The organism is Kitasatospora sp. NPDC001603 (assembly GCF_040298365.1).
Lineage (GTDB): Bacteria > Actinomycetota > Actinomycetes > Streptomycetales > Streptomycetaceae > Kitasatospora.
The window spans coordinates 1-25548 of record NZ_JBEPAA010000103.1 but is presented as its reverse complement, the minus strand read 5'-3'; the positions used below and the strand labels follow the sequence as shown (position 1 = coordinate 25548).

At 73.7% G+C, this 25548-nt stretch carries 24 protein-coding genes and 1 tRNA gene; 17 read left to right on the top strand and 8 right to left on the bottom strand.

Features of this window, described 5'->3' with window-relative positions; translation table 11 throughout:
• From ABT263_RS35505 to ABT263_RS35485, 5 genes are all read left to right on the top strand, one after another.
• Nucleotides 1-97: acyl-CoA dehydrogenase family protein (locus ABT263_RS35505; protein WP_157849844.1), on the top strand; the 97-nt coding region annotated here is incomplete at its 5' end.
• Between the two features lie 77 nt (nucleotides 98-174).
• Complete coding sequence (locus ABT263_RS35500) at nucleotides 175-921, top strand: TetR family transcriptional regulator (protein ID WP_329486967.1); 747 nt, start codon at nucleotides 175-177, stop codon at nucleotides 919-921.
• Between the two features lie 224 nt (nucleotides 922-1145).
• The gene (locus ABT263_RS35495; protein ID WP_352297247.1) at nucleotides 1146-2540 is read left to right on the top strand and encodes a chloride channel protein; all 1395 of its coding nucleotides are present in this window, start codon (nucleotides 1146-1148) and stop codon (nucleotides 2538-2540) included.
• Nucleotides 2541-2624: 84 nt separating this feature from the next.
• Entirely contained in the window at nucleotides 2625-2894 is a 270-nt protein-coding gene (locus tag ABT263_RS35490) for a hypothetical protein (protein ID WP_329486965.1), read from the top strand.
• A 49-nt stretch (nucleotides 2895-2943) separates the two neighbouring features.
• Entirely contained in the window at nucleotides 2944-4194 is a 1251-nt protein-coding gene (locus ABT263_RS35485) for an SWIM zinc finger family protein (RefSeq protein WP_352297244.1), read from the top strand.
• Between the two features lie 673 nt (nucleotides 4195-4867).
• Here ABT263_RS35485 and ABT263_RS35480 read toward each other — a convergent pair.
• Together ABT263_RS35480 and ABT263_RS35475 are read right to left on the bottom strand one after the other, a co-directional pair.
• Nucleotides 4868-5362, bottom strand: coding sequence for a glycine-rich domain-containing protein (locus ABT263_RS35480; protein WP_352297241.1), 495 nt, complete (start codon nucleotides 5360-5362; stop codon nucleotides 4868-4870).
• An 846-nt stretch (nucleotides 5363-6208) separates the two neighbouring features.
• The gene (locus tag ABT263_RS35475; RefSeq protein WP_352297239.1) at nucleotides 6209-6466 is read right to left on the bottom strand and encodes a hypothetical protein; all 258 of its coding nucleotides are present in this window, start codon (nucleotides 6464-6466) and stop codon (nucleotides 6209-6211) included.
• Nucleotides 6467-6594: 128 nt separating this feature from the next.
• Between ABT263_RS35475 and ABT263_RS35470 the strand changes: the two genes are divergently transcribed.
• A complete protein-coding gene (locus tag ABT263_RS35470; protein ID WP_352297236.1) occupies nucleotides 6595-7317 on the top strand; it encodes a GntR family transcriptional regulator in 723 nt (240 codons plus the stop codon).
• A 327-nt stretch (nucleotides 7318-7644) separates the two neighbouring features.
• Here ABT263_RS35470 and ABT263_RS35465 read toward each other — a convergent pair.
• A tRNA-Leu gene (locus ABT263_RS35465) sits at nucleotides 7645-7732 on the bottom strand.
• 290 nt (nucleotides 7733-8022) lie between these two features.
• Between ABT263_RS35465 and ABT263_RS35460 the strand changes: the two genes are divergently transcribed.
• The 3 genes from ABT263_RS35460 to ABT263_RS35450 all read left to right on the top strand — a co-directional run bounded on the left by ABT263_RS35460 (nucleotide 8023) and on the right by ABT263_RS35450 (nucleotide 11045).
• Nucleotides 8023-9369 carry a M20/M25/M40 family metallo-hydrolase gene (locus ABT263_RS35460; protein WP_329486963.1) on the top strand — a complete coding sequence of 449 codons (1347 nt, stop codon included), beginning with the start codon at nucleotides 8023-8025 and terminating at the stop codon, nucleotides 9367-9369.
• 259 nt (nucleotides 9370-9628) lie between these two features.
• Nucleotides 9629-9871: a chaplin gene (locus ABT263_RS35455; RefSeq protein ID WP_380393546.1), complete on the top strand. Its 243-nt coding sequence runs from the start codon at nucleotides 9629-9631 to the stop codon at nucleotides 9869-9871.
• A gap of 346 nt (nucleotides 9872-10217) precedes the next feature.
• The gene (locus ABT263_RS35450) at nucleotides 10218-11045 is read left to right on the top strand and encodes a chaplin (RefSeq protein ID WP_352297232.1); all 828 of its coding nucleotides are present in this window, start codon (nucleotides 10218-10220) and stop codon (nucleotides 11043-11045) included.
• 377 nt (nucleotides 11046-11422) lie between these two features.
• Here the strand turns inward: ABT263_RS35450 and ABT263_RS35445 are convergent, their stop codons facing one another.
• On the bottom strand, nucleotides 11423-11632 hold the full coding sequence (locus ABT263_RS35445; protein WP_329486960.1) for a DUF5703 family protein: 210 nt from the start codon (nucleotides 11630-11632) through the stop codon (nucleotides 11423-11425).
• Nucleotides 11633-11962: 330 nt separating this feature from the next.
• On the opposite strand from ABT263_RS35445, the gene ABT263_RS35440 reads away from it, so the two are divergent.
• Nucleotides 11963-12568 (top strand): hypothetical protein, encoded by a 606-nt coding sequence (locus ABT263_RS35440; RefSeq protein WP_329486959.1) that lies wholly within the window; start codon nucleotides 11963-11965, stop codon nucleotides 12566-12568.
• A 199-nt stretch (nucleotides 12569-12767) separates the two neighbouring features.
• Here the strand turns inward: ABT263_RS35440 and ABT263_RS35435 are convergent, their stop codons facing one another.
• The 3 genes from ABT263_RS35435 to ABT263_RS35425 all read right to left on the bottom strand — a co-directional run bounded on the left by ABT263_RS35435 (nucleotide 12768) and on the right by ABT263_RS35425 (nucleotide 16929).
• Nucleotides 12768-13328 (bottom strand): cysteine hydrolase family protein, encoded by a 561-nt coding sequence (locus tag ABT263_RS35435; protein WP_352297229.1) that lies wholly within the window; start codon nucleotides 13326-13328, stop codon nucleotides 12768-12770.
• Between the two features lie 178 nt (nucleotides 13329-13506).
• Nucleotides 13507-15723: a helix-hairpin-helix domain-containing protein gene (locus tag ABT263_RS35430; protein WP_352297227.1), complete on the bottom strand. Its 2217-nt coding sequence runs from the start codon at nucleotides 15721-15723 to the stop codon at nucleotides 13507-13509.
• Between the two features lie 225 nt (nucleotides 15724-15948).
• On the bottom strand, nucleotides 15949-16929 hold the full coding sequence (locus ABT263_RS35425) for an aldo/keto reductase (protein WP_352297226.1): 981 nt from the start codon (nucleotides 16927-16929) through the stop codon (nucleotides 15949-15951).
• Nucleotides 16930-17279: 350 nt separating this feature from the next.
• Between ABT263_RS35425 and ABT263_RS35420 the strand changes: the two genes are divergently transcribed.
• Complete coding sequence (locus ABT263_RS35420) at nucleotides 17280-18329, top strand: LLM class F420-dependent oxidoreductase (protein ID WP_352297224.1); 1050 nt, start codon at nucleotides 17280-17282, stop codon at nucleotides 18327-18329.
• A gap of 69 nt (nucleotides 18330-18398) precedes the next feature.
• On the opposite strand, the gene ABT263_RS35415 is transcribed toward ABT263_RS35420, so the two are convergent.
• A complete protein-coding gene (locus ABT263_RS35415; RefSeq protein ID WP_352297222.1) occupies nucleotides 18399-19382 on the bottom strand; it encodes a magnesium and cobalt transport protein CorA in 984 nt (327 codons plus the stop codon).
• Nucleotides 19383-19559: 177 nt separating this feature from the next.
• Here ABT263_RS35415 and ABT263_RS35410 point away from each other — a divergent pair, with 177 nt between their 5' ends.
• The 6 genes from ABT263_RS35410 (at nucleotide 19560) to mshC (ending at nucleotide 25484) form a co-directional block, all read left to right on the top strand.
• Entirely contained in the window at nucleotides 19560-20273 is a 714-nt protein-coding gene (locus ABT263_RS35410; RefSeq protein WP_352297219.1) for a histidine phosphatase family protein, read from the top strand.
• A gap of 312 nt (nucleotides 20274-20585) precedes the next feature.
• Entirely contained in the window at nucleotides 20586-21155 is a 570-nt protein-coding gene (locus tag ABT263_RS35405; protein WP_352297217.1) for a DUF3090 domain-containing protein, read from the top strand.
• Nucleotides 21125-22006 (top strand): SCO1664 family protein, encoded by an 882-nt coding sequence (locus tag ABT263_RS35400; protein ID WP_502885916.1) that lies wholly within the window; start codon nucleotides 21125-21127, stop codon nucleotides 22004-22006. The genes ABT263_RS35405 and ABT263_RS35400 overlap by 31 nt, the downstream gene beginning before the upstream one ends.
• A 109-nt stretch (nucleotides 22007-22115) precedes the next feature.
• Entirely contained in the window at nucleotides 22116-23033 is a 918-nt protein-coding gene (locus ABT263_RS35395; protein WP_352297214.1) for a helix-turn-helix domain-containing protein, read from the top strand.
• Between the two features lie 132 nt (nucleotides 23034-23165).
• Entirely contained in the window at nucleotides 23166-24035 is an 870-nt protein-coding gene (locus tag ABT263_RS35390; RefSeq protein ID WP_352297212.1) for a dioxygenase family protein, read from the top strand.
• 219 nt (nucleotides 24036-24254) lie between these two features.
• Nucleotides 24255-25484: a cysteine--1-D-myo-inosityl 2-amino-2-deoxy-alpha-D-glucopyranoside ligase gene (gene mshC / locus ABT263_RS35385; RefSeq protein WP_352297209.1), complete on the top strand. Its 1230-nt coding sequence runs from the start codon at nucleotides 24255-24257 to the stop codon at nucleotides 25482-25484.
• Nucleotides 25485-25548 lie beyond the last annotated feature (64 nt).

Here is a 25548-nt window from a genome sequence, read left to right as displayed (position 1 = left end):
CCCGGTGGAGCGGATGATGCGGGACGCGAAGATCACGCAGATCTACGAGGGCACCAACCAGGTCCAGCGGATCGTGATGGCCCGCAACCTGCCGTAACGGCCGCGGGCGGGGTGCCGCAAGCACCCCGCCGCGCACCTGGCCCGGCTGTTCGAAGCCGGTGCTATGTTCCGGGAATGAGCGAGAAGGAAGAGCAGGACCAGCCCATGAACGACGGTCCGCCGAAGCCGGCGATGCGTGAAGCGCTCGTCGCCGCCGCCTTCGAACTCTTCCTGGAGCGGGGCTTCGAACAGACCACGATCGACGACATCGTCTCGCTCGCCGGAGTCGGCCGGCGCTCCTTCTTCCGCTACTTCCCGGCCAAGGAGGACGTGGTCTTCCCCGACCACGAACGCAGCCTCGCCGAGATGACGGAGTTCCTGGAGTCGGGCACCGGCGAGGAGGACCCGGTCCGGCACGCTTGCGACGCCGCCCGCCTCGTCCTGCGGATGTACGCCGAGCAGCCGTCCTTCTCCGTCCAGCGCTACCGGCTCACCCGCAAGGTGCCCGGCCTGCGGGCGTACGAGCTGTCGGTGGTCTGGCGCTACGAGCACATGCTCGCGCACTACCTGCGCGGGCGCTTCGCCGCGCGGGCCGACGGGGCCCTGCGCGCCGACGTGATCGCGGCCGCAGTGGTCTCCGCGCACAACCACGCGCTGCGCACCTGGCTGCGCTCCGGTGGCGAGAGCGACTGGACCACCGAGGTGGACGCGGCGATGGCCTTCGTCACCGGCACCTGGAGCGACCGGCCGGCCGAGGCGGTGCCGGACGGCGAGGCGGACGACGTCGTGGTGCTGGTCGCCAGCCGCCGGGCGCCGCTCTGGCGGATGGTGCAGGGCATCGAGAGCGCGCTGGAGGAGTCCCGCCAGGTCCCGCAGGCCTGACGGGCCGCGGCCCCGGCGCGCGGCGCCGACCGCGGACCGACCCGGGCACCCGCTCGTCCGTACGGCGCCGACCCCGGGCACCCGCTCGTCCGTACGGCGCAACCCGCTCGGGGCGCGCCGCGCCGGAACGCCGACCACCGCGCGGGCGCCGGTACCGCGGGCGAGACTCGGTCCCAGGACGGGACCGGGCAGCGGCCGGCTCCGGTGAGCGCGAAGGAGCGGGCATGCCCGAGCAGACCGGTCGGCCCGTCGGCGGACCCGACGCCGTGCGCGCGGTACTGCTGAAGAAGGGCTACCTGGTCCTCCTGCTGATCTCGGCCGTCGTCGGCATCCCCGTCTCGCTCGCCGCGTTCGGCTTCGTCAGCCTGGAGCACGAACTCCAGCACTGGGTCTGGGAGAGCCTTCCGGACAGCCTCGGCCTGGACCGGGCGCCCTGGTGGTGGCCGCTGCCCGCGCTGCTGCTCGCCGGCCTGCTGCTCGCCCCGATCGTCACCCGGCTGCCCGGCCGCGGCGGCCACGTCCCGGTGGACGGACTCGGCGGTCCGCCCACCCTCCCGATCGCCGTACCCGGCGTGGTGCTGGCGGCCCTGGCCTGTCTGCCGCTCGGCGTCGTGCTCGGTCCCGAGGCGCCGCTGATGGCCCTGGGCAGCGGCCTCGCCCTGCTCGCCGTCCGGCCCGCCTGGCTGACGGCCAAGCCCCAACTGGGGCCCGTGCTCGGCGCGGCCGGCTCGGCGGCGGCGATCTCCACCATCTTCGGCAGTCCGCTGGTCGCCGCCGTGATGATCATCGAGGGCGCCGGCCTCGGCGGGCCGCAGCTGACGGCGCTGATCCTGCCGTGCCTGCTGGCGAGCGGCATCGGCGCGCTGGTGTTCACCGGCTTCGGCCACTGGACGGGGCTGTCGATCGGGGCCCTCTCGCTGCCCTCGGAGCCGCCGTCCGGCGTCCCGGACCCGGGTGACTTCCTCTGGGGGGTCCCGCTCGCGGTCGTGGTGGCGGCGATCTGCGTGACCGGCCGGCTCCTCGGCACCCGGGTCAAGGGGTACGTCACCGGCCTCCCGGACCGGCCCGCGCCGACCCGGCGGGCGACGGCCGTCCGGACGGTGCTCTGCGCCGTCGCCGTCGGCGCCTGCATCACCGCGTACGCGCTGCTCACCGGGCGCTCGCCGGAGGAGGCCGCGCTCTCCGGACAGGCCACCCTCGGCGAGCTGGCCGCCGATCCGGCGTCCTGGCCGGTCGGCGCGCTGCTGGCGCTGCTGGTCTGCAAGGCGCTCGGCTGGGGCATCGCGCTGGGCAGCCTGCGCGGTGGTCCGATCTTCCCGGCACTCCTGATCGGCGCGACCCTCGGGATCGCCTGCGGGCCGCTGCCCGGTTTCGGCTTCGCCCCGGGGCTGGCGGCCGGCCTCGCCGCCTCCGCCGCCGCGGTCACCCGACTGCCGGTCACCAGCACCGTGCTCGCGTCGGCACTGCTCGGGGCCGACTCGGCGAACTCGATGCCGCTGCTGATCGTCGCCGCGGTGACGGCCTTCGTGGTCGCCGAGACGATCCACCGGGCCGACCGCCGCCGGGCCGGGGCCGCGCCCGCCGGCCGGACCCCGCCGGAGCGGCCGGCCGAAGGCTGACGGGCGCCCGCCCGCGTCCCGGCGCCCGTCGTCCATCCGGGTGAGCCCCGGATTCACCGGCCGAGACGTGGGCAGTCTCGCTCCGTGACCACTTCTGCTCCCCGCCGCCGACGCCGCCGCTCGGCCGCCCCGCACCGGACGCCGGCTCCGGCGCACACCTTCGCCCCGAAGCACACCTCCGCCCCGGCCACCGTGCCGGGCCCGAGCGCGCCGGCCTCCCCGCGCGGGCCCGCGACCGCCACCGCGGCACCCCGCTGCTGCGCGGTCTCCACCACCGAGCACCGCTCCCTCGGCGGGACCATCATCCGCACCCACCGCCACCACCCGGCCTGCCCGGTCTGGGCGGCCCGTTGAGGCGACCGAATCCGGTCGGCCGGCCGGTGCCGTTTGCTTGAATGACAGGGTGACGAGCAGCGCCGGATTCACCGAGGACGACCTGAGCGGCCTGGCCGGGCCGCGCTCCTTCGAACGGGGCCGGGGCTACCGGGACGCGGTCGCCGAACTCGACGTCGGGGCGGAGCGGTTCACCGCGGTCGTGAGCGGCACCGAGGCCTACGAGGTGGTGCTCGAACTCGACGCGGAGTACGGGCTGTCGGGCGAGTGCGACTGCCCCTACGGACTCGACGGCAACTTCTGCAAGCACTGCGTCGCGGTGGGCCTGGTGGTCCTGGAGAAGTGGCACGAGCTGCCCCGGCTCAAGGCCGAGGCGACGGCGCGGGCCGGCAGCCTGGAGTCCTGGCTGGGCTCGCGCTCGCGCGAGGACCTGCTGCTCCTGGTACGCGAGTTGATGGACGGCGACCGGACCCTGCGGCGTCGTCTGGAGCTCCGGGCCGCGACCGCGCAGGCCGATCCCGCCCAACTGCGCTCCCGGATCACCGATCTGCTCGCGGTGGGCCGCTTCAGCCGCTACGGGTACGTCGAGTACGCGGACGCCCAGGCGTACGCGCTCCAGGCCGGCGAGGCGGTGACCGCCGTCCGCGCGCTGACGGCGGAGGGGCAGGCCGGGCAGGCGATCGCCCTGGCGCGGGAGGCGATCCGGCTGCTCGGCCGGGCGTACGACCGGATCGACGACTCCGCCGGGTGCGTCGGCGGGGTCGCCGCCGATCTCGACGAGGCCCACCTGGAGGCCTGCCGGTCGGCGCCGCCGGACCGCGCCGAGCTGGCCGACTGGCTGGTCGACCGGCTGCTGGGCGACCACGACCACCTGGTGGAGGCGGAGCTGGCGGACTACCGCGACCTGCTGGGCGGGCCCGGTCTGCGCCGGGTCCGGGAGCGGGCGGAGGAGGCCGCCCGGCGCAGTCCCGCCGGCCGGGCCGAGAAGGACCTGATGAAGCAGCTGGCCAAGGCCGAACGCGCCCTCGCACGGGCAGCCGGCAAGGGCGTCCCGGGCCCGAGGCCGCCGGCCGGACCGGGCCCCGGCGACCCCGGCCGGCCCGGGGACGCCCTGGAGGGGTACCGCCGCGCGATCGAGCGGCTCGGTCCGCTCACCGGCGACGCCCGCTACCGCGAGCTGGCCCGGCTGCTGCTGGAGGTCCGCTCCTGCCACCGGGCACTGGGGACGGAGCCGGCGTTCGCGGCCGAACTCGCGGCCCTGCGGGCCGACCACCGGCGCAAGCGCAACCTCCTGCGGATCCTGGACGAGCACGGCCTCTGACCAGCCATGGCGGCCGTTCCGGTCCGGCGGCGCGGGCGGGGCCCGGCGGCGGACGTACGGGGGCGACCTCCCCGGCGGCGGTCGCGGAGACCTCACGCGGTGACCGCCCCGCCGGGCCGGGGGCCCACCGTGCCCGGGAAACGCAGAAGACCCCTGATCAACAGGGGTCTTAGCTGGTGTCCGAGGGGGGACTTGAACTCTCCTCTCGGGCACCAGCCTTTGTTAGTTCTGACCTGCGGAAGCGTGCTCGACACGCCCTCTGCCTGACGGCCGCGCCTACCTGTGTTTCCTGCCCGTTTCCGGCTGTTCGGGACCGCTGTTGGTCACCTGTTGGTCACGTGGCCTGGCCGCAGGGTTGCCCCGGTCAGCTCAGCGAGAGGCTGACCGGGGCCGTGGTCGGTAGACGAGGTTCAGCGAGGAACGGGGACGACGAATCCTCGCGCCGGACCGGTCTTACGGGACATCCCCTGGATGACTGTCAGTGCTTCGTCGGTGATGTCTCGCCGAGTGGCAGGGTCGCTGCTGTCATACACCCGCCACTGCCCGTCCGGCTCGTCCAGGTCCTCCGGGGAGACGATCCCCCGAATACCCAGACGGCGGAGCGTGTCGGCCATCCTCTGGGCTTCGCTCGCGTCCATGAATCCCGCCCTCTCCGTGTTCGGTGGGGCTCAGATTAGCTGCCCTCGCCGCCCCCGCCGTTGCAGTGTGAGGCGCACCCTCCGGGGTTGATTGGTCCACATCCGCCGGGGATGGGGGTGTGGGAGCAGTTGGCGGCCACGGTCACCAGAGCGCGGGTCGGGCCGGTCCACAGCTCGTGATCGGGGGTGTACCCGGCCTCCTCGATGAGGGCGACGGTCCGGGCGAGGGCGTCCGGGTCATGGCGCGCCGGGTCGGGGCGCTCGGGGTAGTGGTGGACGAAGCCACCGAGCCGTTCGCACAGCCCGGCGTACGGCCGGGTGTGGAGGATGAGAGCGTGCCACCCCTCGTCGACGACGTTCGACGGCGGGATGCGCATGGTGGGGAACGTGCGGGCGGTGGCGACGAACTTGAGCGCTTCGGTGACGATGCGCTCGGCCGTGTCGGCGGGCATGCCCGGGTTGTTGTCGATCACCGTTGCGGTGACACCCCCGAATGCTTCGGGGGTGAGTAGGGCGCGTACGCCGTGCATTCGTGCTCCCTAGTTTGTTTGGGTGGTGCCGCCCGGATCGTTGCCCGGGCGGGGTTGTGCAACCCGTCGGCTCAACCGGCGGGAGCTTGGTGTCTGGCGTCAGGCCGCCGGTCTGGCCGGCTGGAAGGGGCGTCGCGCGGCCTCCGGCGGGCGTCCGGACCGGGCCCGTTCGTACTGGTTCTCGACCACGGGAACTCCGGCGCACTTGAGCGCCCAGTAGACGGGTTCACCGCGCCCCATCGGGGCCGGGGTCCGGAACATCACGAGCGTCTGTCGGATCTCGCCCGTCAACGGGTCCTTCAGGCGCCGCCGCCGGATGAACATCCCCTCTCGCGCATCCGTGTGGACGTACCACCCCTGCAACACGGGGAGCCCCAGGTCTTCAACGCACCCGCCAACCTTCCGCATGGCGCAGCCACAACCGGCAGCGCCCATGTCCGGGCTGAACTCCGGCGCGAACGAGTCGGCTTCGAATGGGTCCAGCGCTACCGGTTCCGGGGGTGGTCGTCTCAGACGGGGCACTGCGTAGCCTTTGTGGTGGTTGTTGGGCGATCCCGCCCGTCTCGCCGGGGGTGTCGCATGACGGACGGGACCTCTTCCCGCGCCTGCTCGCTCCAGCAGCCCCAGAGCAGGCACGGGGGCTTGGGTGGCTTCAGGTGGGTGGGCGGGACCGATCGAGCCTGCGGCGGAGTCGCATTCGGCGGGCGAGATCTCGCCGATAGGGGCTGAACATCGTCACGGGCCAGCTGAACTGGATGTATGCGCCCCACATCCACGCGAGCGTGTTGCGGGGCTCCGTGATCAGTGCGCGCATGATGCGGACGATGATCACCACGCGCCGGGGCCTCACGACGCGAGCGCAGCCGGAGCCCGGCGCGGCCTGTCGACCGTGTAGACGGTGACCAGCTCCGGGGTCTCGCCGAGCCGTTCGATCTCGCTGGGAAAGGTGGTCCACTCAAGGCCGCCACATCGCGGCCGGAGGTAGACCCGGCCGCTCATCGTGTCCATGTAGACGCCCTCGGCGCCCTTGTGAGCACGGTCCTTGACGACCTCACCGACCTTCGGCTGATAGATCGTCGTGCGCGACCTCTTGCAAACCGCCACTACAACTCCCTAGAGCGCTCGAACTGTGTCCTAGGTCAGAAGGTAGAACTCCGAGAAGTGCTGTTGGCTTCGATGTCGGTGCACTAGTGTGCTCTTGAGTGACCGTCACCTCGACTGAGGAGTAGCGCATGGCCAGTCCGAAGACGTTCACCGCGATTGCCGATCACTATCGGCAGGCGATCCTCACGGGCGAACTTGCCTCCGGTGAGAAGCTCCCTACGAACAGGGAGATGTGCCAGCGGTGGAACGTGGCAGCAGCAACCGTCAGCAGGGCTCTGAACCAGCTCCTGGTGGAAGGACTCATCAGGACCAGTCCGCGCGGCACCTTCGTGGCGGACGAGGCGACGGCAACCGCGACAGGGCGTGACCGGCTGTCGATGGTCCAGCGGCTGAGGTCCAGCCTGATGGAGGGTGAGACCAGTCGAGTCACGGCGGCCGAGCTGGTTGTCCCGCCGTTGTACGTGCAGGACATCTTCAACCTCGACCCCGGGGACCAGCTTGTGAGGCGCGAGTACATCGCGGGCCGAGGCAAGACCCGGACCATGCTGGCGGTGGCCTGGTATCCGGTGCACTTCGCTGCGTTGGTGCCGGACTTGCTCTCAACGGCACCCAGCAAGAATGCCGGCCTCACCGCCAAGGTTCTTGAGGCGTCCGGCCGTACGATCACGCACGCTCGGGACGATATGCACGCCCGGGAGTGCGATGCCCGGGAGGCATCTGCCCTGGGGCTGCGCGTGGGGTCGCCCGTCCTGGGCGGTGTCCATCGCTGGTCCGATGATGAGGGCGTGATCGAGTTCGGTCTCTGGGTCGTGCCGACCCGAGTCACGATCGGCTACGAGTACAGCACCTGAGCACCTACCGAACGAAAGAACCGCCCCGGCCTACTGGCCGGGGCGGTTGCTTTGTTTCGAGCGTTCAGAGGAGTGCGAGGAACGGGTTCCCGGAAGCTACCGCCAGGTAGAGGTCTCCGCCAACGCCCGGCACCACTCGCCGGGCTACACGATGGCTCGCTATGGCCGTCGTCGCCCTGAAGGCGCTAAGAAGCTGGCGGCTGCAAGCGCCAGCCGTACGGGCCTCGCATCCCTGGTCTGATCAGGGAAGCTCTGGGCCGTTGGTCACGTGGTTGGTCACGCCGCTGCCTGGAAAGCAAAAAACCCCTGATAAACAGGGGTCTTAGCTGGTGTCCGAGGGGGGACTTGAACCCCCACGCCCGATAAAGGGCACTAGCACCTCAAGCTAGCGCGTCTGCCATTCCGCCACCCGGACCGGGTGTTGTCTCCGCGGCCTCGTCGGCCGCGCTGACAGATGTAACTGTAGCAAAGATCGGCTTGCGCTCCCAAAACGGCCCCGGATCGCCGGGCAGGGCGGTGACCTGGGCAAGGGGTGCTCTGTGGCGGGGGTGTGACCAGCGGATTTCGCGTCGGTTCCCGGGGGCCCGCGGGGTGGATACGGCTGGGGGCCTGGGGGAGGATGGGCGGACGTGCTCGTACGCCCGGGTGCAGGTCCCGGGGGTAAGGCGCCGGTGCGTCGGTGCGGGCCAGAGACGAGGAGTGACCGTGAGCGAGCGGAGCGAGTCGACGGCGGGGCGGGCGGCGGCGCCGAAGGTGACGGCCGAGTCGGAGGTCGCCGGGATCTGTCGCGACCTGATCCGGATCGACACCAGCAACTACGGCGACGGCTCGGGCCCGGGGGAGCGCAAGGCCGCCGAGTACGTCGCGGAGCAGCTCGCGGAGTTCGGCATCGAGCCGCAGATCTTCGAGTCCGCCAAGGGGCGGGCCTCGACGGTCGTCCGGATCGAGGGCGAGGACCGTTCGCGTCCGGGCCTGCTGATCCACGGGCACACCGACGTCGTGCCCGCCAACGCGGCGGACTGGACGTACGACCCGTTCTCCGGCGAGATCGCGGACGGCTGCGTCTGGGGGCGCGGCGCGGTCGACATGAAGGACATGGACGCGATGACGCTGGCCGTCGTGCGCGACCGGCTGCGGACCGGGCGCAAGCCCCCGCGGGACCTGGTGCTGGCCTTCGTGGCGGACGAGGAGGCGGGCGGCACCTACGGCGCCCGGTACCTGGTCGACAAGCACCCGGACCTCTTCGAAGGGGTGACCGAGGGCATCGGCGAGGTCGGCGGCTTCTCGTTCACCGTCAACGACCAGGTCCGGCTCTACCTGGTGGAGACGGCCGAGAAGGGCATGCACTGGATGCGGCTCACGGTCGAGGGCCGGGCCGGGCACGGGTCGATGGAGAACGACGACAACGCCATCACCGAGCTGTGCGAGGCGGTGGCCCGGCTCGGGCGGCACACCTTCCCGCTGCGGATCACCAAGACCGTCCGCGCCTTCCTGGACGAGCTGTCCGACGCGCTCGGCGTGCGGCTCGACCCGGAGAACATGGACGAGACGCTGCGGGTGCTGGGCGGCATCGCCAAGATGATCGGCACCACGCTGCGCAACACCGCCCAGCCGACGATGCTCGGCGCCGGCTACAAGGTCAACGTGATCCCCGGGCAGGCCACCGCCCACGTGGACGGGCGCTTCCTGCCCGGCTACGAGGAGGAGTTCCTGGCCGAGCTGGACAGTGTGCTCGGCCCGCGCGTGAAGCGCGAGAGCCTGCACTCGGACAAGGCGATCGAGACCAGCTTCGACGGTGCGCTGGTCGAGGCGATGCAGAGCGCCCTGCAGGCGGAGGACCCGATCGCGCGGGCCGTGCCGTACTGCCTGTCCGGCGGGACGGACGCCAAGTCGTTCCAGGACCTCGGCATCCGCTGCTTCGGCTTCGCGCCGCTGCAGCTGCCGCCGGAGCTGGACTTCGCCGGGATGTTCCACGGCGTGGACGAGCGGGTGCCGGTGGACGGGCTCAAGTTCGGCGTGCGGGTGCTGGACCGCTTCATCGACGCCTGCTGAACGACCGTCCCGCCCGCGGGACGACGGCCCGCTCCCGGGGTTCCGGGGGCGGGCCGTCCGCATTGTCCGAGCTAATGATTTGGGACCGGGAAATGGAGATCGAGAGAAACGATTCTGCCGGTATCCACGGATCGATCATCCGTGCGGGTCATCACCGTTGCGGGTGAATGGGGAAAAGGTTCCGTACCCCGTTTGCCACACCGTCGTTCACTCCTATGCAGCCCGCCGAACGGGTTGCGCTGCTCATACAGGAGGAATGATGAAGGTCAAGAAGATCGCCGCCGTTGCCGCCGCCACCAGTGGCCTGGTGCTGGCCGCCGCCGGTGTCGCGTCCGCCCACGGCGGCGCCGCCGCCAACGGTGTGGCGGCCGGTTCCCCGGGCGTGGTCGCGGGCAACCAGGTTCAGATTCCCGTGCACATCCCGGTGAACCTCTGCGGCAACACCGTCAGCGTGATCGGCGTGCTGAACCCGGCGTTCGGCAACCACTGCGCCAACTTCTAAGGCGCCCGCGCGCTGAGCGCACGATGACCGGATGACCGGTCGACGGGTCGACCGGCCGGTGGGGCACCGGCCGACAGGTCGACGGGCCGATCACCGGATCGACTCACTTGGCCCCCGGGTGGCGGACGCGCCACCCGGGGGCGCTTGTGCGTCCGGACCCGGCCGGGAATCGGCGGGCCGTCAGCCTGTTGTCGTGTCTCACTCGATCGGGTGAATAGGGTTCTTTCGGCTCAACCTCGCCGCTTGCGCCTCGTTGTCTCCTGTGCACTCGAAGACCTTTCCCGTTCGTCGGAAATTCCGACTTTCGGATAGGTCATCACGTCGTCTCGATACGTCAGGGGAAAATATGAGGAATGTAGCCAAGAAGGGGCTCCTCACGGCCGTGGCCACCGGCAGTGTCCTGGCCTCGACCGCCGGCTACGCCTACGCGGGCGCCGAGGCGCAGGGGGGCGCCGCCGGTTCGCCGGGCGTGGCCTCCGGCAACTCGGTGCAGGTACCGGTCGAGGTGCCGATCAACGCCTGCGGCAACACCGTCGATGTGATCGGCGTGCTGAACCCGGCGTACGGCAACCACTGCGCCAACGTCAGCGGGCACTCCGGCGGCGGCCACAGCGCCTCGGGGTCGTCCGCCTCCGGTGCGGCGGCGGGCTCGCCCGGCGTGGTCTCCGGCAACAGCGTCCAGGCGCCCGTGCACGTCCCGGTCAACGCCTGCGGCAACTCGGTCGACGTGGTCGGCGTCGGCAACCCGGCCTTCGGGAACGCCTGTGGGAACGAGGGCTCGTCGGTGGCCACCACCCCGCCCGCCAAGCCGGACGAGGACTGCCCCGAGGAGCACGGCTCGCACAACCCGCCGCCGCCCACCGGTCAGCCGTCCACACCGCCGTCGCACCCGGGCGGCGGTGAGACCACGCCCGGCAACCCCCGGACGGGCAGCCCGTCCGCCACCACCCCCGCGGCGCCCGGTGCGACCACTCCCGCGACGACCACCGCGGCCGGCGGCGGCCAGAGCGGTCAGGCCGTGCCGGCGTCGGCGCGCACCGCCGCTCCCGAGGCGGCCGGCAGCCAGCTGGCCTCGACCGGTGCGGGCGGCACCGAGCTGCTCGGCGCGGCCGGCCTCGCCCTGCTGCTCGGCGGCGGCGTGCTCTACCGCCGCGCCCGCGCCGGCGCGCGCTGAGCATCGACCACCTGCCCGGCGTCGACCACGTGCCCGGCGGTCGCTCCCGCCCGGGGCGGCGGGGCGGACGCCGGAGCGGGCTCCGGCCTGAGTGAGCGGCCGTGCCGCCGCGGCACCCCGGGCCGGACCCCGGTGCGGCGGCGGCACGGCGGTGAGCGCCGCGAGCCCGGTGTGGACGCGTGGGGCCCGCGGCCGTCCGTCCCGCGGACGGCCGCGGGCACCACAGACGGACAGCTCCGGACCGGCGGGAGCGCACACGCCGACGACCCGCTCGGTCACGCAGCGTGAACGGCGGCAGGGGCCGGGTCGTGCGCGACGCCCCGGCCCGAGGAGGCGTGCGGAGGCGGCAGCCCGTACCGGTCAGCGGGAGGGGCCCGTCACCAGCTCCGCACCTGCCGGATGATTCGCCGCCGCAGCAGCACCGTCCGGCTACCGTCCGGGAACAGCCGCAGCCTGTCCAGCTCCCAATGCCCGTATTCGGCATGGTCGGTGAGCAGCTGGCGCGCCGCGTTGCGGGAGGTACCGCGCGGCATGCGCAACGACTGGTACTCGTACTCCGGCTGCCGGACCGGCTTCGGTGAAGTCAAAACGCTCCTCCTGAGGGACACCTGCGAGCAAGCCTACGGCCTGCCTCCGACAACGGGCCCGGGTATTTTCGGCCGCCCTCCCGGCGGGGCCCCGCCCGCACTCCTGACAGCTCATCAGTTCCGTTTCCGCTGTGGACGGGATACCCCGATCAGGGCCCGTGGAAGCGGCACGCGGGCGGCCCCGCCGTGCCGGATCCGCGCGCTCCGCGCGGGTGTGCGCGGGTACAGAACCACGCGGATCGGACATCAGGGGGGAAGTTGCGGTGAAATCGCGGGTGTAGGTGACAACCGCTGTGCGTACCGACACCGAGGGGAGATAGCGTCTGCACCATGTCTGATGCCGCGCAGCCCACCATTGCCGAGGTACGCGCCGCCGCCGAGGCGGTCAAGGCCGCCATCGACCGTCATCTGGAAGCGGTGTCAAGCCCCAGCGCAGCGGACGATCCCGCTGTGTTCACCGCCTACGAGCAGCTCGCGACGGCGGCCATCGCCTACGACCAACTCCTCTACGAGGTCTACGACGAGGTCACCCCGTTCGAGGTCCCCGGCGACGAGGGGCCGGGCGGGTACAACGGCCCCGAGCAGCCCGAGGCGATCAGCGTCCTGATCCGCCGCGACTACCACGTGGTCGATCCGAAGCGGCTGCGCGCCCAGGCCGAGCGGCTGGACGACTCGCTGACCCCCGGCGGGGGCGGGTCGGGCGAGGTGAACGCCGCGATCGGTGTGCTGTTCGGCGAGTACGAGCCGGACGAGATCGCCGCCCGGAGCGAGGAGTTCGGCCTGGAGGAGGGTGACTCCACGCTCTGGGTCGCCGCCGCCGAGCCGACCGAGCCGGGGGAGTGGCTGCCGGAGCCCTTCGAGCACGCGGACCCGCAGCTGCTGATCTGCCGGTTCGACGTCAGCGAGGTCTACGACGACGAGGACCCGGACGAGTGACCTGAGCTCCGCCACCGCCCGCTCCGCCGCCCCGCCTGCCCGGGGCGGCGGAGCGGGACGACGGGGCGGGGAGGACGGCCCGGGCCCCGCAGCTCCCGGCCGGCTGCTCGAACGCTTCTGCGAGCGCATGGTTTCGGACATTCCCGTCGGCCCCCGGGGTCGGCACCCCGGGGGCCCTCCCGGCCGCGTGGCGCGGCCGTCAGGACGTGGCGCCGAAATCGACGTCCTCGGTGCCCACCGTGCCGCCCGTCCGGCCGGGTGCCGTCTGGTACGTCCAGTACAGGTTGGTGTGGGCGATGACCTGGGCCGGCGGCGGCGCACCCCAGGCGGTCTGGTCCTCGGTGGTGTGGGCATCCGCGACCAGGACCGCGTCGTAGCCCCGGACGAGGGCGCCGTGCAGCGTCGAGCGGATGCACTGGTCGGTCTGCGCGCCGGCGACGACGAGCCGGCCGACGCCGAGGTCCGCCAGGACGGTCTCCAGCTCGGTGTCCTCGAAGGAGTCGCCGTAGGTCTTCCCGACCAGTGGCTCGGTGTCGCCCGGCGTCAGCTCGGGGACGATCCGCCAGCCGTCGCTCCCCGGCTCCAGGTCCGGGTCGGAGTGCTGGACCCAGACGACGGGGACCTTCTCGTGGCGGGCCTTCGTGACCAGGCGGCCGATGTTGGCGACGACGGCGTCGCGCTCGTGCGCTTCCTCGACGACGCCGTTCTGCACGTCGACGACGAGCAGCGCGGTCCGCGGGCGGCCTTCGAGTGTGGTCATGCTCTCCCCTTGCTCGTACCCGGCCACGGTGGTGTGGCCCCGGAGCACGCTAGACCCACCCTCCGACAGCGGGCCGGCCCCGGCACCGAGGGGGGACCGGCCCGGTCCCCCCCTCGGCGCCCGCGCGCTAGGGGGTGCCAAGCCCCGCCGGGTCCGCGCGCGACTCGGCAAACACCCCTCAGTACGCCTGGGCGGCGTTCTCCGCGAGGATCGCCCGCAGCCGGGTGGTGCGCGGCGCGGCCGGGCGTTCGGCGACGGCCTGGGGCAGGGCCGGGCCGGCCGCGTGGACCACGGAGAGGTGGCGCTCGCCGCGGCCGAACGCGGTGTAGACCCACTGGCGGGTGAGGGCCGCGCCCGCGTCCTCGGGGAGGACGACGACCGCGCCCGGCCAGCGGCGGCCGACCGCCTGGTGGACGGTCAGCGCCCAGCCGTGCCGCAGCCGGCCGGCCTCGGCCGGCGGGACGCTGCGGCGCGAGCCGTCCGGGAACTCCAGGTGCAGGCCGGTGGCGTCGCCGTCGAGCACCCGGGCGGGGCGGACGACGCCGGGGGCGGGGGAGTCCACCACGCGGTCGCCCGGGTCGAAGCCGCCGAAGCGGCCCGGGCCGGGGTTGAGGGCGGCCTTGGCGGCGGCGTTCAGCGCCCGGGTGCCGGCCGCGCCGCCGTGGCCGGGGGTCAGCAGCACCACCTGCTCGGCGGGGATGCCGAGCGCGCGCGGGATGGAGTCGGTGAGCAGCTGGATGGCGCGGTGGACGGCCTCGCCGCCGTCCTTGGCGGTCAGGATGACCACCTCCTTGTCCGGCGCCTCGACCGGCTGCAGCTCGCCGATGCCGATGCCGGAGACCAGTTCGCCGATCGGACCGAAGTCCGGGGTGCGGGAGGCCACGGAGGGGCAGACCTTGGCGGTCAGCAGGTCGGCGAAGAACCGGCCCGGCCCGGCCGACCAGAGCTGGCCCGGGTCGCCGCTCAGGACCAGCCGGGTGCCGTCGGCGAGCGACTCCAGCAGGGTCGCGGCCAGCTCGACGTCCAGCAGCGGGGCGTCCAGCACGACGAGGACGTCGAGGGCGAGCGTGCCGTCCGAGGACCGGCCGGGGCCGGCCGTGCCGGACAGCAGCTCGGCCAGGGTGGCGGCGGGCAGCGGCTCGTCGGCCGGCCCGGCGAGGGCGTCCCGGCCCTGCTCGGTCCAGGTGGCGGCCCAGGCGCGCAGACCGAGACCGGCGGCGGCGCGGACCAGCGCGACCGGCTCGGCGCGGGCGGCCTCGCCACCGGTGTGGGTGACCAGGGCGCTCTCCGCGGCGGCCCGGATCAGGGCGGTCGCCGAGGAGGACGGCGCCGCGGCGGCGGCCGCCTCCCAGGCGGCCGGGCCGGGGGCGGCGGGCGTACCGGGAGCGTCGGCGCCGCCGGCCGGGCCCCCGACGGCCGGGCTCTCGTCGGCGCCCTCGGCGGAGGGGTCTTCGGTGGCGTCCTCGGCGGAGGGGTCCCCGGCCGGGTCTTCGGAGGCGTCCTCGGTGGCGTCCTCGTCGGCCGGCGCGTCCGCCTCGTCCGGTTCGTTCACCTCGCCAGACTCGTCCACGCCGGGGACGAAGGTCGACATCAGCCGGACCAGGCCGTCGGCCAGGCTCTCCTCCGCCAGGGCCAGCCGCTCCAGCGCGAGCACGGTGCGGGTCGGCGGCTCGTCGTCCTCGTCGCCGCCGGCGGAGTGCGCCTCGGCGCCGGTCAGCTCCTCCTGGAAGGGCATCGCCCGGCCGTCGACCACGGCCGACTGCAGCGCGGCGGCGGCGTCCGGCAGGCCGAGGCGGTCCAGCCCGGCCGTCACCTCGCCGATCTCCACGGCGGAGTGGCCGCGCAGGGCGGCCTGCTCCAGCAGCCAGGGCACCAGCGCCTGGGCCCGGCGGGGGTCGCCCGGGCCGGCGGCGGGGCCGAGCAGCCCGCGGGCGAAGCCGTCGGCGTGCTCGGGGCGGACGCCGGGCAGGGTCAGCACGGCCCACGGGTCGGCGCGCAGCTCCTCGGCGGCGCCGTCACCGAAGGCGGCCACGGCGGCGGGCGCGAGGTCGGTGGGCGCACCGCCGGCGGCCAGCACCTCGGCGGTGGCCCGCAGGGCCTCCGCGCGCTGCTCGTCGGTCTCGGCCTGGTACCGGGAGGGGCGGGCGGCGGCCGGTGCCGCGGCCGGGGCGGCCTCACCCGCCGCGGCGGCGCCACCCGCCGGGGCGTCCGAACCGCCGGCGGTGCCCGGGACGCGCGGGGTGTTCCCGGAGGCCGGCGCGCCCGGGCGGGCCGACTGCTGCCCGACCACCCGGATCGCCTCCGCCAGCGCCGCGACGGCGGCCGCCTTGTCGGCGCCGTCCGTCCCCGGGGCCGCCGGGGACTCCTGCGGAGCGCCGTTCTCCGTGTCACTCATCGTTCGCTCCAAAAGATCACTCCACTGCTGGGGCGCCGGCCGCTCCGCGCCCGGAGCGGCCGCCGCTCGCGGCCGCCACGGGCGGCGCGCGGGGTCGGGCCCGACCGTGCCGGGGCCGAGCCGGCCCGCGTCGGGTCGGGGCATCACGTCCGTCGTCGGCCGTCGACCCTCAGTGTGTCGGTCGTCGGTCGTCGAGATCCGCCCTGTCCGGCGGCGGCGCGAGCCCTAGAGCTCGGTCCACCCCTGGTCCGGATAGCGGTGGACCGGCGACGAGATGTCATCGAGCGCACCACGGATCTCACCCGGAAGCGTAAGCGCCTCCACTGACAGTGCCGACTGCAGCTGTGCCACCGTGCGTGCCCCGACCAGCGCGCTCGCCACCCCCGGCCGGTCCCGCACCCAGGCGAGCGCCACCGCGAGCGGGCTGCTGGCCAGCCCGTCGGCGGCGGTGGCGACGGCGTCCACGATCCGCCGCGAGCGCTCTCCGAGGTAGGGCTGGACGAAGCCGGACAGGTACGGCGAGGCGCCGCGCGAGTCCTGCGGGACGCCGTGCCGGTACTTGCCGGTGAGCACGCCGCGGCCGAGCGGCGAGGAGGCGAGCAGCCCGACGCCCGACTCCCGGGCGGCGGGCAGCGCCTCCCGTTCGAGGCCGCGCTGGAGCAGCGAGTACTCCAGCTGCGCACCGGCCAGCGGCACCCGGCCGTGGTGGGCGCGCTGCCAGGTGGCGGCGCGGGCGAGCTGCCAGCCGCTGTAGTCGCAGACGCCGACGTACCGGGCGCGCCCGGAGGTGACGGCGATGTCCAGGGCGCTGAGCGTCTCCTCGACCGGGGTCGCCGGGTCGAAGGCGTGCACCTGCCAGAGGTCGACGTAGTCGGTGCCCAGCCGGCGCAGCGAGGCGTCGAGGGCGGCGAGCAGGTGGCCGCGCGAGCCGTCGAAGCGGCGGGCGGAGTCGGGGACGCTGCCCGCCTTGGTGGCGATGACCAGGTCGGAGCGGGGGATCAGGTTGTCGGTCAGCCGGGAGAGCAGGTACTCGGCGCCGCCGTCGCCGTAGACGTCGGCGGTGTCGACCAGGTTGCCGCCCGCGTCGACGAACTCCTTGAGCTGCTCGGCGGCCTCGTGCTCGTCGGTGTCGCGGCCCCAGGTCATGGTTCCGAGGCCGAGCCGGGAGACCTGCAGCCCGGTACGGCCGAGGTGACGCTTTTCCATCGGACGGGCCCTCCACTGGCCGACAACACCGCTGATACCGCTGATACCGCTGAAACCACTCGTCCTGCTGAACCCGCCGGAACCGCTCGCGCCCCCGGCGCCGCCGGTGCCGCCCGCGCCCGGGCCGCTCGCCCCCGTCCGCGCGGGCCCGGCAAACGCGCAGGTGGGGAGAGGCGTCCCCACGTCGGCTGAGCGTAGCGGCCGGTGCCCGGGCAGATGCGCAGACCCGCAGAACGATCAGCACCCGGGTGGCGGGTCGGAATGTGGCCCAGCCCACAGCTACCGGCCAGTAGCATGTCCGCCGGACGTGCGGTTACCCTCACGGACAACCCGACTGGAAGGCATGGCAGATGCGACTCGGTATCAACCTCGGCTACTGGGGCCTCGGCATGGACGCCGACAACATCGCCGTCGCCCAGGAGGCGGACCGGCTCGGCTACTCGGTCTGCTGGGCCGCCGAGGCCTACGGCTCGGACGCGGCCACCGTGCTGTCGTACGTCGCCGCCAAGACCGAGCGGATCGACGTCGGCTCGGCCATCTTCCAGATCCCGGCCCGCACGCCGGCGATGACCGCGATGACGGCGGCCACCCTGGACACCCTCTCGGGCGGGCGGTTCCGGCTCGGGCTCGGGGTCTCCGGCCCGCAGGTCTCCGAGGGCTGGTACGGCGTGAAGTTCGACAAGCCGCTGGCCCGCACCCGCGAGTACGTGGAGATCATCCGAAAGGCGATGTCCCGCGAGCGGCTGGTCCACGAAGGAGCGAACTGGACGCTGCCGCTGCCCGGCGGGCCCGGCAAGCCGATCAAGCTCACCGTGCACCCGGTGCGCGAGCACATCCCGCTGTACATCGCCGCGATCGGGCCGAAGAACCTGGAGCAGACCGGCGAGATCGCCGACGGTTGGCTCGGCATCTTCTTCGCGCCCGAGCAGGCCGCGCTCTCCCTCGACCCGCTGCGGGCCGGCCGGGCCAAGGCCGGGAAGACCCTGGACGAGGGCTTCGACCTCTGCCCGACCGTCACCATCGCGGTGGGCGAGGACATCGAGGCCGGGGTCGACGCCCAGCGTTCCTACGCCGCGCTCTACATCGGCGGCATGGGCAGCAAGGAGAAGAACTTCTACAACCAGCTCGCCCGGCGGATGGGCTACGAGCAGGCGGCCGACGAGATCCAGGAGAAGTACCTGGCCAGGGACTACGAGGGTGCCGCGGCGGCCGTGCCGCACGACCTGATCGACGCCACCTCGCTGGTCGGCGACACCGCCCGGATCGCGGACCGGATGCAGGCGTACGCCGACGCGGGCGTCACCACGCTGACCCTGGCGCCGGCCGGCTTCAGCCTGGAGGAGCGGGTCCGGGCGCTGCGCACCGGCGTCGAGGCGATGGAGCGCGCCGGACTGGCCTGATCCGGCGGCGCGGGGGGCACGGGCCGGCCGCTCCGTGTCCCCCTCGACCCGCGTACGGACGGACCGGGCCTACAGCCAGTCGTGCCGCTTGAACACCCGGTGCAGCACCAGGCAGACCAGCACCATCAGCGCCACCGCCGCCGGGTACCCCCAGACCTGGTGGAGTTCGGGCATGTGGTCGAAGTTCATCCCGTACACGCCCGCGATCATGGTCGGCACGGCGGCCAGCGCGGCCCACGCCGAGATCTTCCGCATGTCGTTGTTCTGCTGCACGCTGACCTGCGCGAGGTTGGCGCTGAGGATGTCGGAGAGCAGCCGGTCCATGCCCTCGACCTGGTCGTTGGCCTTGGCGAGGTGGTCGGCGACGTCCCGCAGGTACGGCAGCGCCTCGGGGCGGACGAACGGCACGCCGCCGCGCTCCAGCCGCAGCATCGGGTCCAGCAGCGGGCCGGTGGCCCGGCGGACGGTCACCAGCTGGCGCTTGTAGCCGTAGATCCGGCCGGCGGTGTCACGGCCGACCCGGTTGGGGGCGAACACGTCGGCCTCCAGCTCGTCGAGGTCGGCCTGGAGCCCGACGGCGACGTCGACGTACCCGTCCACCACGGTGTCGCAGACCGAGTGCAGGACGGCGCTCGGCCCGTACCTCAGCACCTCCGGCTGGGCCTCCAGCTCCGCCCGGAGCTCGCCGAGCGGGCTGTCGGCGCCGTGCCGGACCGTCATCACGAAGTCCTCGCCGACGAACATCATCACCTCGCCGCTGGTCACCGCGTGCCCGCCCGGGTGGTAGCCCAGCGTCTTGAGCGAGACGAACAGCGAGCCCTGGTAGGCCTCCACCTTCGGGCGCTGACGGGCGCTGACGGCGTCCTCGACGGCCAGCGGGTGCAGCGAGAACTCCTCGCTGACCCGGTCGAGTTCCTCGACGGTGGGTTCGAAGAGGCCTATCCAGACGAAACTGCCCTTGCCGGCCGCCCGCGCGGCGGCGAGGGCGCCGGTGTGGTCCTCGGGCGCCTCGATCCGGCGGCCGTCGCGGTAGATGGCACAGTGGACGATCATCGGGCCATTGTGGCCCCTCGGCGGGAGCGGTGGCGGCACAACGCCTCGCTCTGCACGGGCGCTCCACACGACCCGGCCCCCTCCGCCGCGCCACCGGTCCGCCGCTCGCCCGCCACCCGCCGCCGCGACCCCCACCCCTCGCCCGCGACCCGGCCGGGAGGCCGTACGCTGGGCTCCATGCCCACGCTGCTGCTCGTCCGTCACGGCCGGTCCACCGCGAACACCGCCGGAATCCTGGCCGGTTGGACACCCGGCGTGGATCTCGACGACACCGGGCGCGAGCAGGCCGCCGCGCTGGCCGGCCGGCTCGCCGCGATCCCGGTGGCGCAGGTCGTCAGCAGCCCGCTGGAGCGCTGCCGGCAGACCGTGGAGCCGCTGCTCGCGGTCCGCCCCGAACTCGGGCCGGCGGCCGAGGACGAGCGCCTCGGCGAGTGCCACTACGGCGAGTGGACCGGCCGCCCGCTGTCCGAGCTGGCCAAGGAGCCGCTCTGGCGCACCGTCCAGGACCACGCGGCCGCCGCCGCCTTCCCCGGGGGCGAGTCGCTGCGCGAGCTGAGCCACCGCACGGTCGACGCGGTCCGCGAGTGGAACGCCAAGGTCGCCGCCGAGCACGGCGAGGACGCGGTCTGGGTCGCGTGCTCGCACGGTGACGTGATCAAGGCGGTGGTGGCCGACGCGCTCGGCCTGCACCTCGACCACTTCCAGCGGATCTCCGTCGAGCCCTGCTCGGTCACCGCGATCCGCTACACCCCGCAGCGCCCCTTCGTGCTGAGAATGGGCGACACCGGCGACCTCTCCTCGCTCGCGCCGAAGCCGGGCGCCGGCGGCCACGGTGACCGGGGCGGCGACGCGACGCCGGCCGGGGACGCGGTGGTCGGCGGCACCGCCTGACCGACCCGCCCCGGCGCCGGCACCCGCGCCGGCCGCCGTCGCGGCGGACCGGCCCCGACCGGCGCGGACCCCGGCGGACCCGCCCCCGGGTCACCGGCTCGGCTCCCCGGGCCGGGCCCGGAGGTCGTAGGGTGACTAGCGAGCCTGCCGGGACCGGCCCACCGGTGTCCGGGCGGGCGGTGGCGCCCGGACGGTCCGGCTGTCCGAGCGCCCCGCACCACAGGCAGACGACACACACCCGTCAGACGTACGACTACGCGACACCCACGCAACACCCGACATACGACGATCGAAACGATCCGGAGCGAGAGCGTGCCCCGTCAGGTCTTCTTCTACGACCAGCCCGAACGGTTCGTCGCCGGCACCGTCGGCCAGCCCGGCGCCCGGGCGTTCTACCTGCAGGCCAGCGCCCGGGGGCGGATCACCAGCGTGCTGCTGGAGAAGACCCAGGTCGCCGCGCTCGCCGAGCGGATCGATGAGGTCCTCGACGAGGCCCTGCGGCGCAGCGGCGGTGACTCCGCGATCCCCGCCGCCGCCCCGGTGGACCTGCTCGACACCGCCCCGCTGGACCTGCCGCTGGAGCAGGAGTTCCGGGTCGGCACGATGGCCCTGGCCTGGGACAGCATCGACAGCTGCCTGGTGGTCGAGGCACAGGCGGTGATCGAGGAGGACGAGGGCGAGGACGCCGCCGAGGCGGTCTTCGAGGACGACGAGAACGGCCCGGACATGCTGCGGGTGCGGCTCTCCGGCGCGATGGCCCGGGTGTTCGCCAAGCGTGCGCTGGACCTCGTCTCGGCCGGTCGCAAGCCCTGCCCGTTCTGCAACCTGCCGCTCGACCCGGAGGGCCACCTGTGCCCGCGCGCGAACGGGTACCGGCGCTGAACACCGAGACCCCACCGCAGGCGGACCCGGCGGCCGGCGCCGCCCTGGCCGCCGACGTGCCGACCGCGCTGCGCCTGCTGCGCGAGGGCGGGCTGACCGTCCACGGCCGGCTGACCGACGCCTCCAACGCCGCGCTCTACTGCAGCGTCACGCTGGGCGGCCCGCAGGGGCTGACCGCCCAGGCCGTCTACAAGCCGGTGGCCGGCGAGCGCCCGCTCTGGGACTTCCCGGACGGCACGCTGGCCGGCCGCGAGGTCGCCGCGTACGAGCTCGCCGCCGCCACCGGCTGGGCGCCGATCCCGCCCACCGTGCTGCGCGACGGTCCGCACGGGCCCGGCATGGTGCAGCTCTGGGTGGAGCCCGACCCGGAGGCGGACCCGCTGCTCGCCCTCCAGGACCCGCGCGGACCGGAGGACGGCTGGCTGCCGATCGTGCGCGCCGACGTCGGTGACGGGCGCACCGCGCTGCTGGTCCACCCGGACGACGAGCGGCTGCGCCGGCTCGCCGTGCTGGACGCGGTGCTCAACAACGCCGACCGCAAGGGCGGTCATCTGATCGCCGCCGCCGACGGCCGGATCTACGGCATCGACCACGGCGTCACCTTCAACACCGAGGGCAAGCTGCGCACGCTGCTCTGGGGCTGGGCCGGTCAGCCGCTGCCGCAGGACGCGCTGTCGGTGCTGGGCGGCCTCGCCGAGCAGCTGGACGGCGCGCTCGGCGAGCGGCTCGCCCCGCACCTGACCGCAGCCGAACTGGGTGCCACCCGCGCCCGGGTGGCCGAGCTGCTCGGCACCGGCCGCCACCCGCTGCCCTCGCAGGACTGGCCGTCCATCCCCTGGCCGCCGATCTGACCCGCACCGCCCCGGGCGGGGCCGGACCGGCGCCTGCCCGGGGCGCCGACCTGCCGACCCTGTAGCAATGGTCTGGACCGGTGCGGCGGTTCGGCCGCAGACTGCTCCGATGGACGAGCGACGGACCACCCCCCACCTGGACCTGCCGCTGCATCGCTTACAGGTCCCGCTGCCGCACCTGCTCCCGTTCGCGATCGGCAGCTTCGACGCCATCGGCCCGCTCTCCCGGGCCGCCTTCCCCCACCGGCACTCCTTCTACGAGATCGTCTACGTCACCGGCGGCCGCGGCGCCCACGTCCTGGACCTGGTCCACCGGACGCTGCAGCCGCCGCAGTTGTGCGTGATCGTGCCCGGACAGGTGCACTACTGGGCCGACGCCGACGATCTGACCGGGCAGGTGGTGCTCTTCAACGAGGACTTCCTGCTCTCCCGCCCCGACGACCTCGCCGCGCTCCGCGGCCTCTCCTCCCGGCCGGCCCTGTCCCTGGGCGAACACGCCGGGCCGATCGCCGCCCTGCTGGCCGACATGGAGCAGGAGTACCGGGCGCTGCCGTCCGGCTACCTGGGCGTGCTGCGGGCCAGCCTGCACATCCTGATCGTCCGGGCGCTGCGTGCCTGCGCGCCCGGCCCGGGCCCGGCGGTGCCCGGGCGGGGGAGCGAACTGGCCACCGCCTTCACCCGGTTGATCGCCGACCCGGGCGGGCTGCACCGCTCGGTGGCCTCCTGCGCCCAGGAGCTGGGCCTGTCGCCGGGCCATCTGCAGACGCTGGTGAAGCAGGCCACCGGCTGCACACCAGGCCGGCTGATCCGCCAGCAGCAGACGCTGGAGGCGAAACGGCTGCTGGCCTCCACCGAGCTGACGATCCGTCAGGTCGCCCGGGAGGCCGGGTTCGCCGATCCGGCGTACTTCTGCCGCTTCTTCCGGCGGGAGACCGGGATGACGCCGGGGGAGTTCCGGGCCGGGGTCGGAGGAAATCACCACGATCCCCGGATCACGTCCATCGCGGCGGTCCCGGGCGCCCCGTAGGTTGGCTGCTGGCCGCCGGTGACCGGCCCGTACGGAACGGGTGGGCCGCCGGCCCGGTCCTTGTCATGCCCCCACCATGACAAGGGCCGCCCCCACCTCCCCCCCCACACCCCCCAGTGAAGGAGTCGGCGCATGCCAGCGTCCCAAGAGCCCAGCGGGCCGGAGGGCCTGATCGACCGCCGGATCAGCCGCAAGACCGTCCTCAAGGCGGCCGCCGTCCTCAGTGCCACCCCGCTGCTGATCGGCGGCGGTGTCGCACTGGCCCGCGACCGGGTCGGCACCGGCGAGGCACCCGGCCTCACCCCCGCCTGCCACGACGGCGACGAGCCGACGATCGAGCAGACCGAGGGCCCCTACTTCAAGCCGAACTCCCCGCTGCGGACGTCGCTGATCACCGACAGCACCCCCGGCACCCGGCTCACCGTGAGCGGCTACGTCTTCGGCCGGGCCTGCCTGCCGATCGCGAACGTCCTGCTCGACTTCTGGCAGGCCGACGTCAACGGCGCCTACGACAACACCGGCTTCGCCTTCCGCGGCCACCAGTTCACCAACGCCCAGGGCGCGTTCACCCTCACCACCATCGTGCCGGGCCTGTACCCGGGCCGCACCCGGCACATCCACGTCAAGCTCCAGGCGCCCGGCCGCCCGGTGCTCACCACCCAGCTCTACTTCCCCGGCGAGCCGCGCAACAGCACCGACACCATCTACGACGCGCGGCTGCTGATGAACGTCCGCCAGGTCGGCTCGGCGAAGGAGGGCACCTACGACTTCGTCCTGAACGTGCCGCAGACCCCCACCACGCCGCCGACCAGTCCGAACCCCACCACGCCCACCACCGCACCCCCGACCTCCCCGCCCGGCGGCTCCTGGACCGCCGGGACGCTCTACAACGCGGGCGACCGCGTCACCTACGCCGGCGCCTCCTACCGTTGCCTCCAGGGGCACACCGCCATCACCGGCTGGGAGCCGCCGAACGTGCCGGCCCTCTGGCAGCGGTCGTAGCGGCTCCGACCGCGTCCCCCAGGGGCCGGGCGCCCGGTCGGCGGCAGGGCCGGCCGGGCGCTCATCCGCGCGCCCGGAAACCGCCCCCGTACCGGGCGGACCACGTCGGGAGCCGGTCCCTACCAGTCCGGAACCGCTCAGGCAACGTCGGAAACCGAATCCAGTCGATCTTGTGTACTGGTTAGGCTTTCAAATGTTCGCGCGGTTAAAGTGATTCCCATGCATGCCTGGCCCGCCTCCGAGGTTCCCGCCCTGCCTGGTCAGGGGCTCCCCCTTCGTATTCACGACACCGCCGCGGGCGGTATCCGCGAGGTCGTCCCGCAGGACGGCACCGCCCGGATCTACGTCTGCGGCATCACCCCCTACGACGCGACCCACATGGGCCACGCCGCCACGTACAACGCGTTCGACCTGGTGCAGCGCGTCTGGAAGGACGCCGGCCACGACGTCCTGTACGTCCAGAACGTCACCGACGTCGACGACCCGCTGCTGGCGCGGGCGATCGAGACCGGCCAGGACTGGGTGGCCCTCGCCGAGCGCGAGACCGCGCTCTTCCGCGAGGACATGACCGCCCTGCGGCTGCTTCCGCCGGCCCACTACATCGGCGCCGTCGAGTCGATCCCGTGGATCGTCCCGCTGGTCCAGAAGCTGCTGGCGAGCGGCGCCGCCTACAAGGTGGACGAGGACATCTACTTCTCGGTCGAGTCGGAGCCGCACTTCGGCGAGGTCTCCGGTCTGACCCGGGAGGCCATGCGCCCGCTCTTCGCCGAGCGCGGCGGCGACCCGGACCGCCCCGGCAAGCGCCACCCGCTGGACGCCCTGCTCTGGCTCGCGGCCCGCCCGGGCGAGCCCGCCTGGGACACCGAGCTCGGCCACGGCCGCCCCGGCTGGCACATCGAGTGCGTCGCGATCGCCCTGCGGTTCCTGGGCATGTCCTTCGACATCCAGGGCGGCGGCAGCGACCTCTCCTTCCCGCACCACGAGATGGGCGCCGCGCACGCCCAGGTCGCCACCGGCGGCCACCCGTACGCCCAGGCGTACGTGCACGCGGGCATGGTCGGGCTGGACGGGCACAAGATGTCCAAGTCCCGCGGCAACCTGGTCTTCGTCTCGGCGCTGCGCCGCGAGGGCGTCGACCCGGCGGCGATCCGCCTCGCGCTGCTCTCGCACCACTACCGCGAGGACTGGGAGTGGACCAAGGCCACCCTGGACGAGGCCGTCGAGCGCCTCGCCCGCTGGCGTGCCGCGGTCTCCCGCCCGGACGGCCCGCCGGCCGAGGCGCTGCTGGCCGAGGTCCGGGAGGCGCTCGCGCGCGACCTGGACGCGCCCGCGGCGCTGGCCGCGGTGGACCGCTGGGCGGCCGGCCAGGAGGCCGACGGCGGCACCGACATCGGTGCGCCCGGCCTGGTCTCCCGCACGGTGGACGCGCTGCTCGGCGTCGCGCTGTAGGACGGCGAACGCCGGAGGGGGCCAGCTCGGCCAGCGACCGGCCCCCCCCCGCCTGAACACCCAA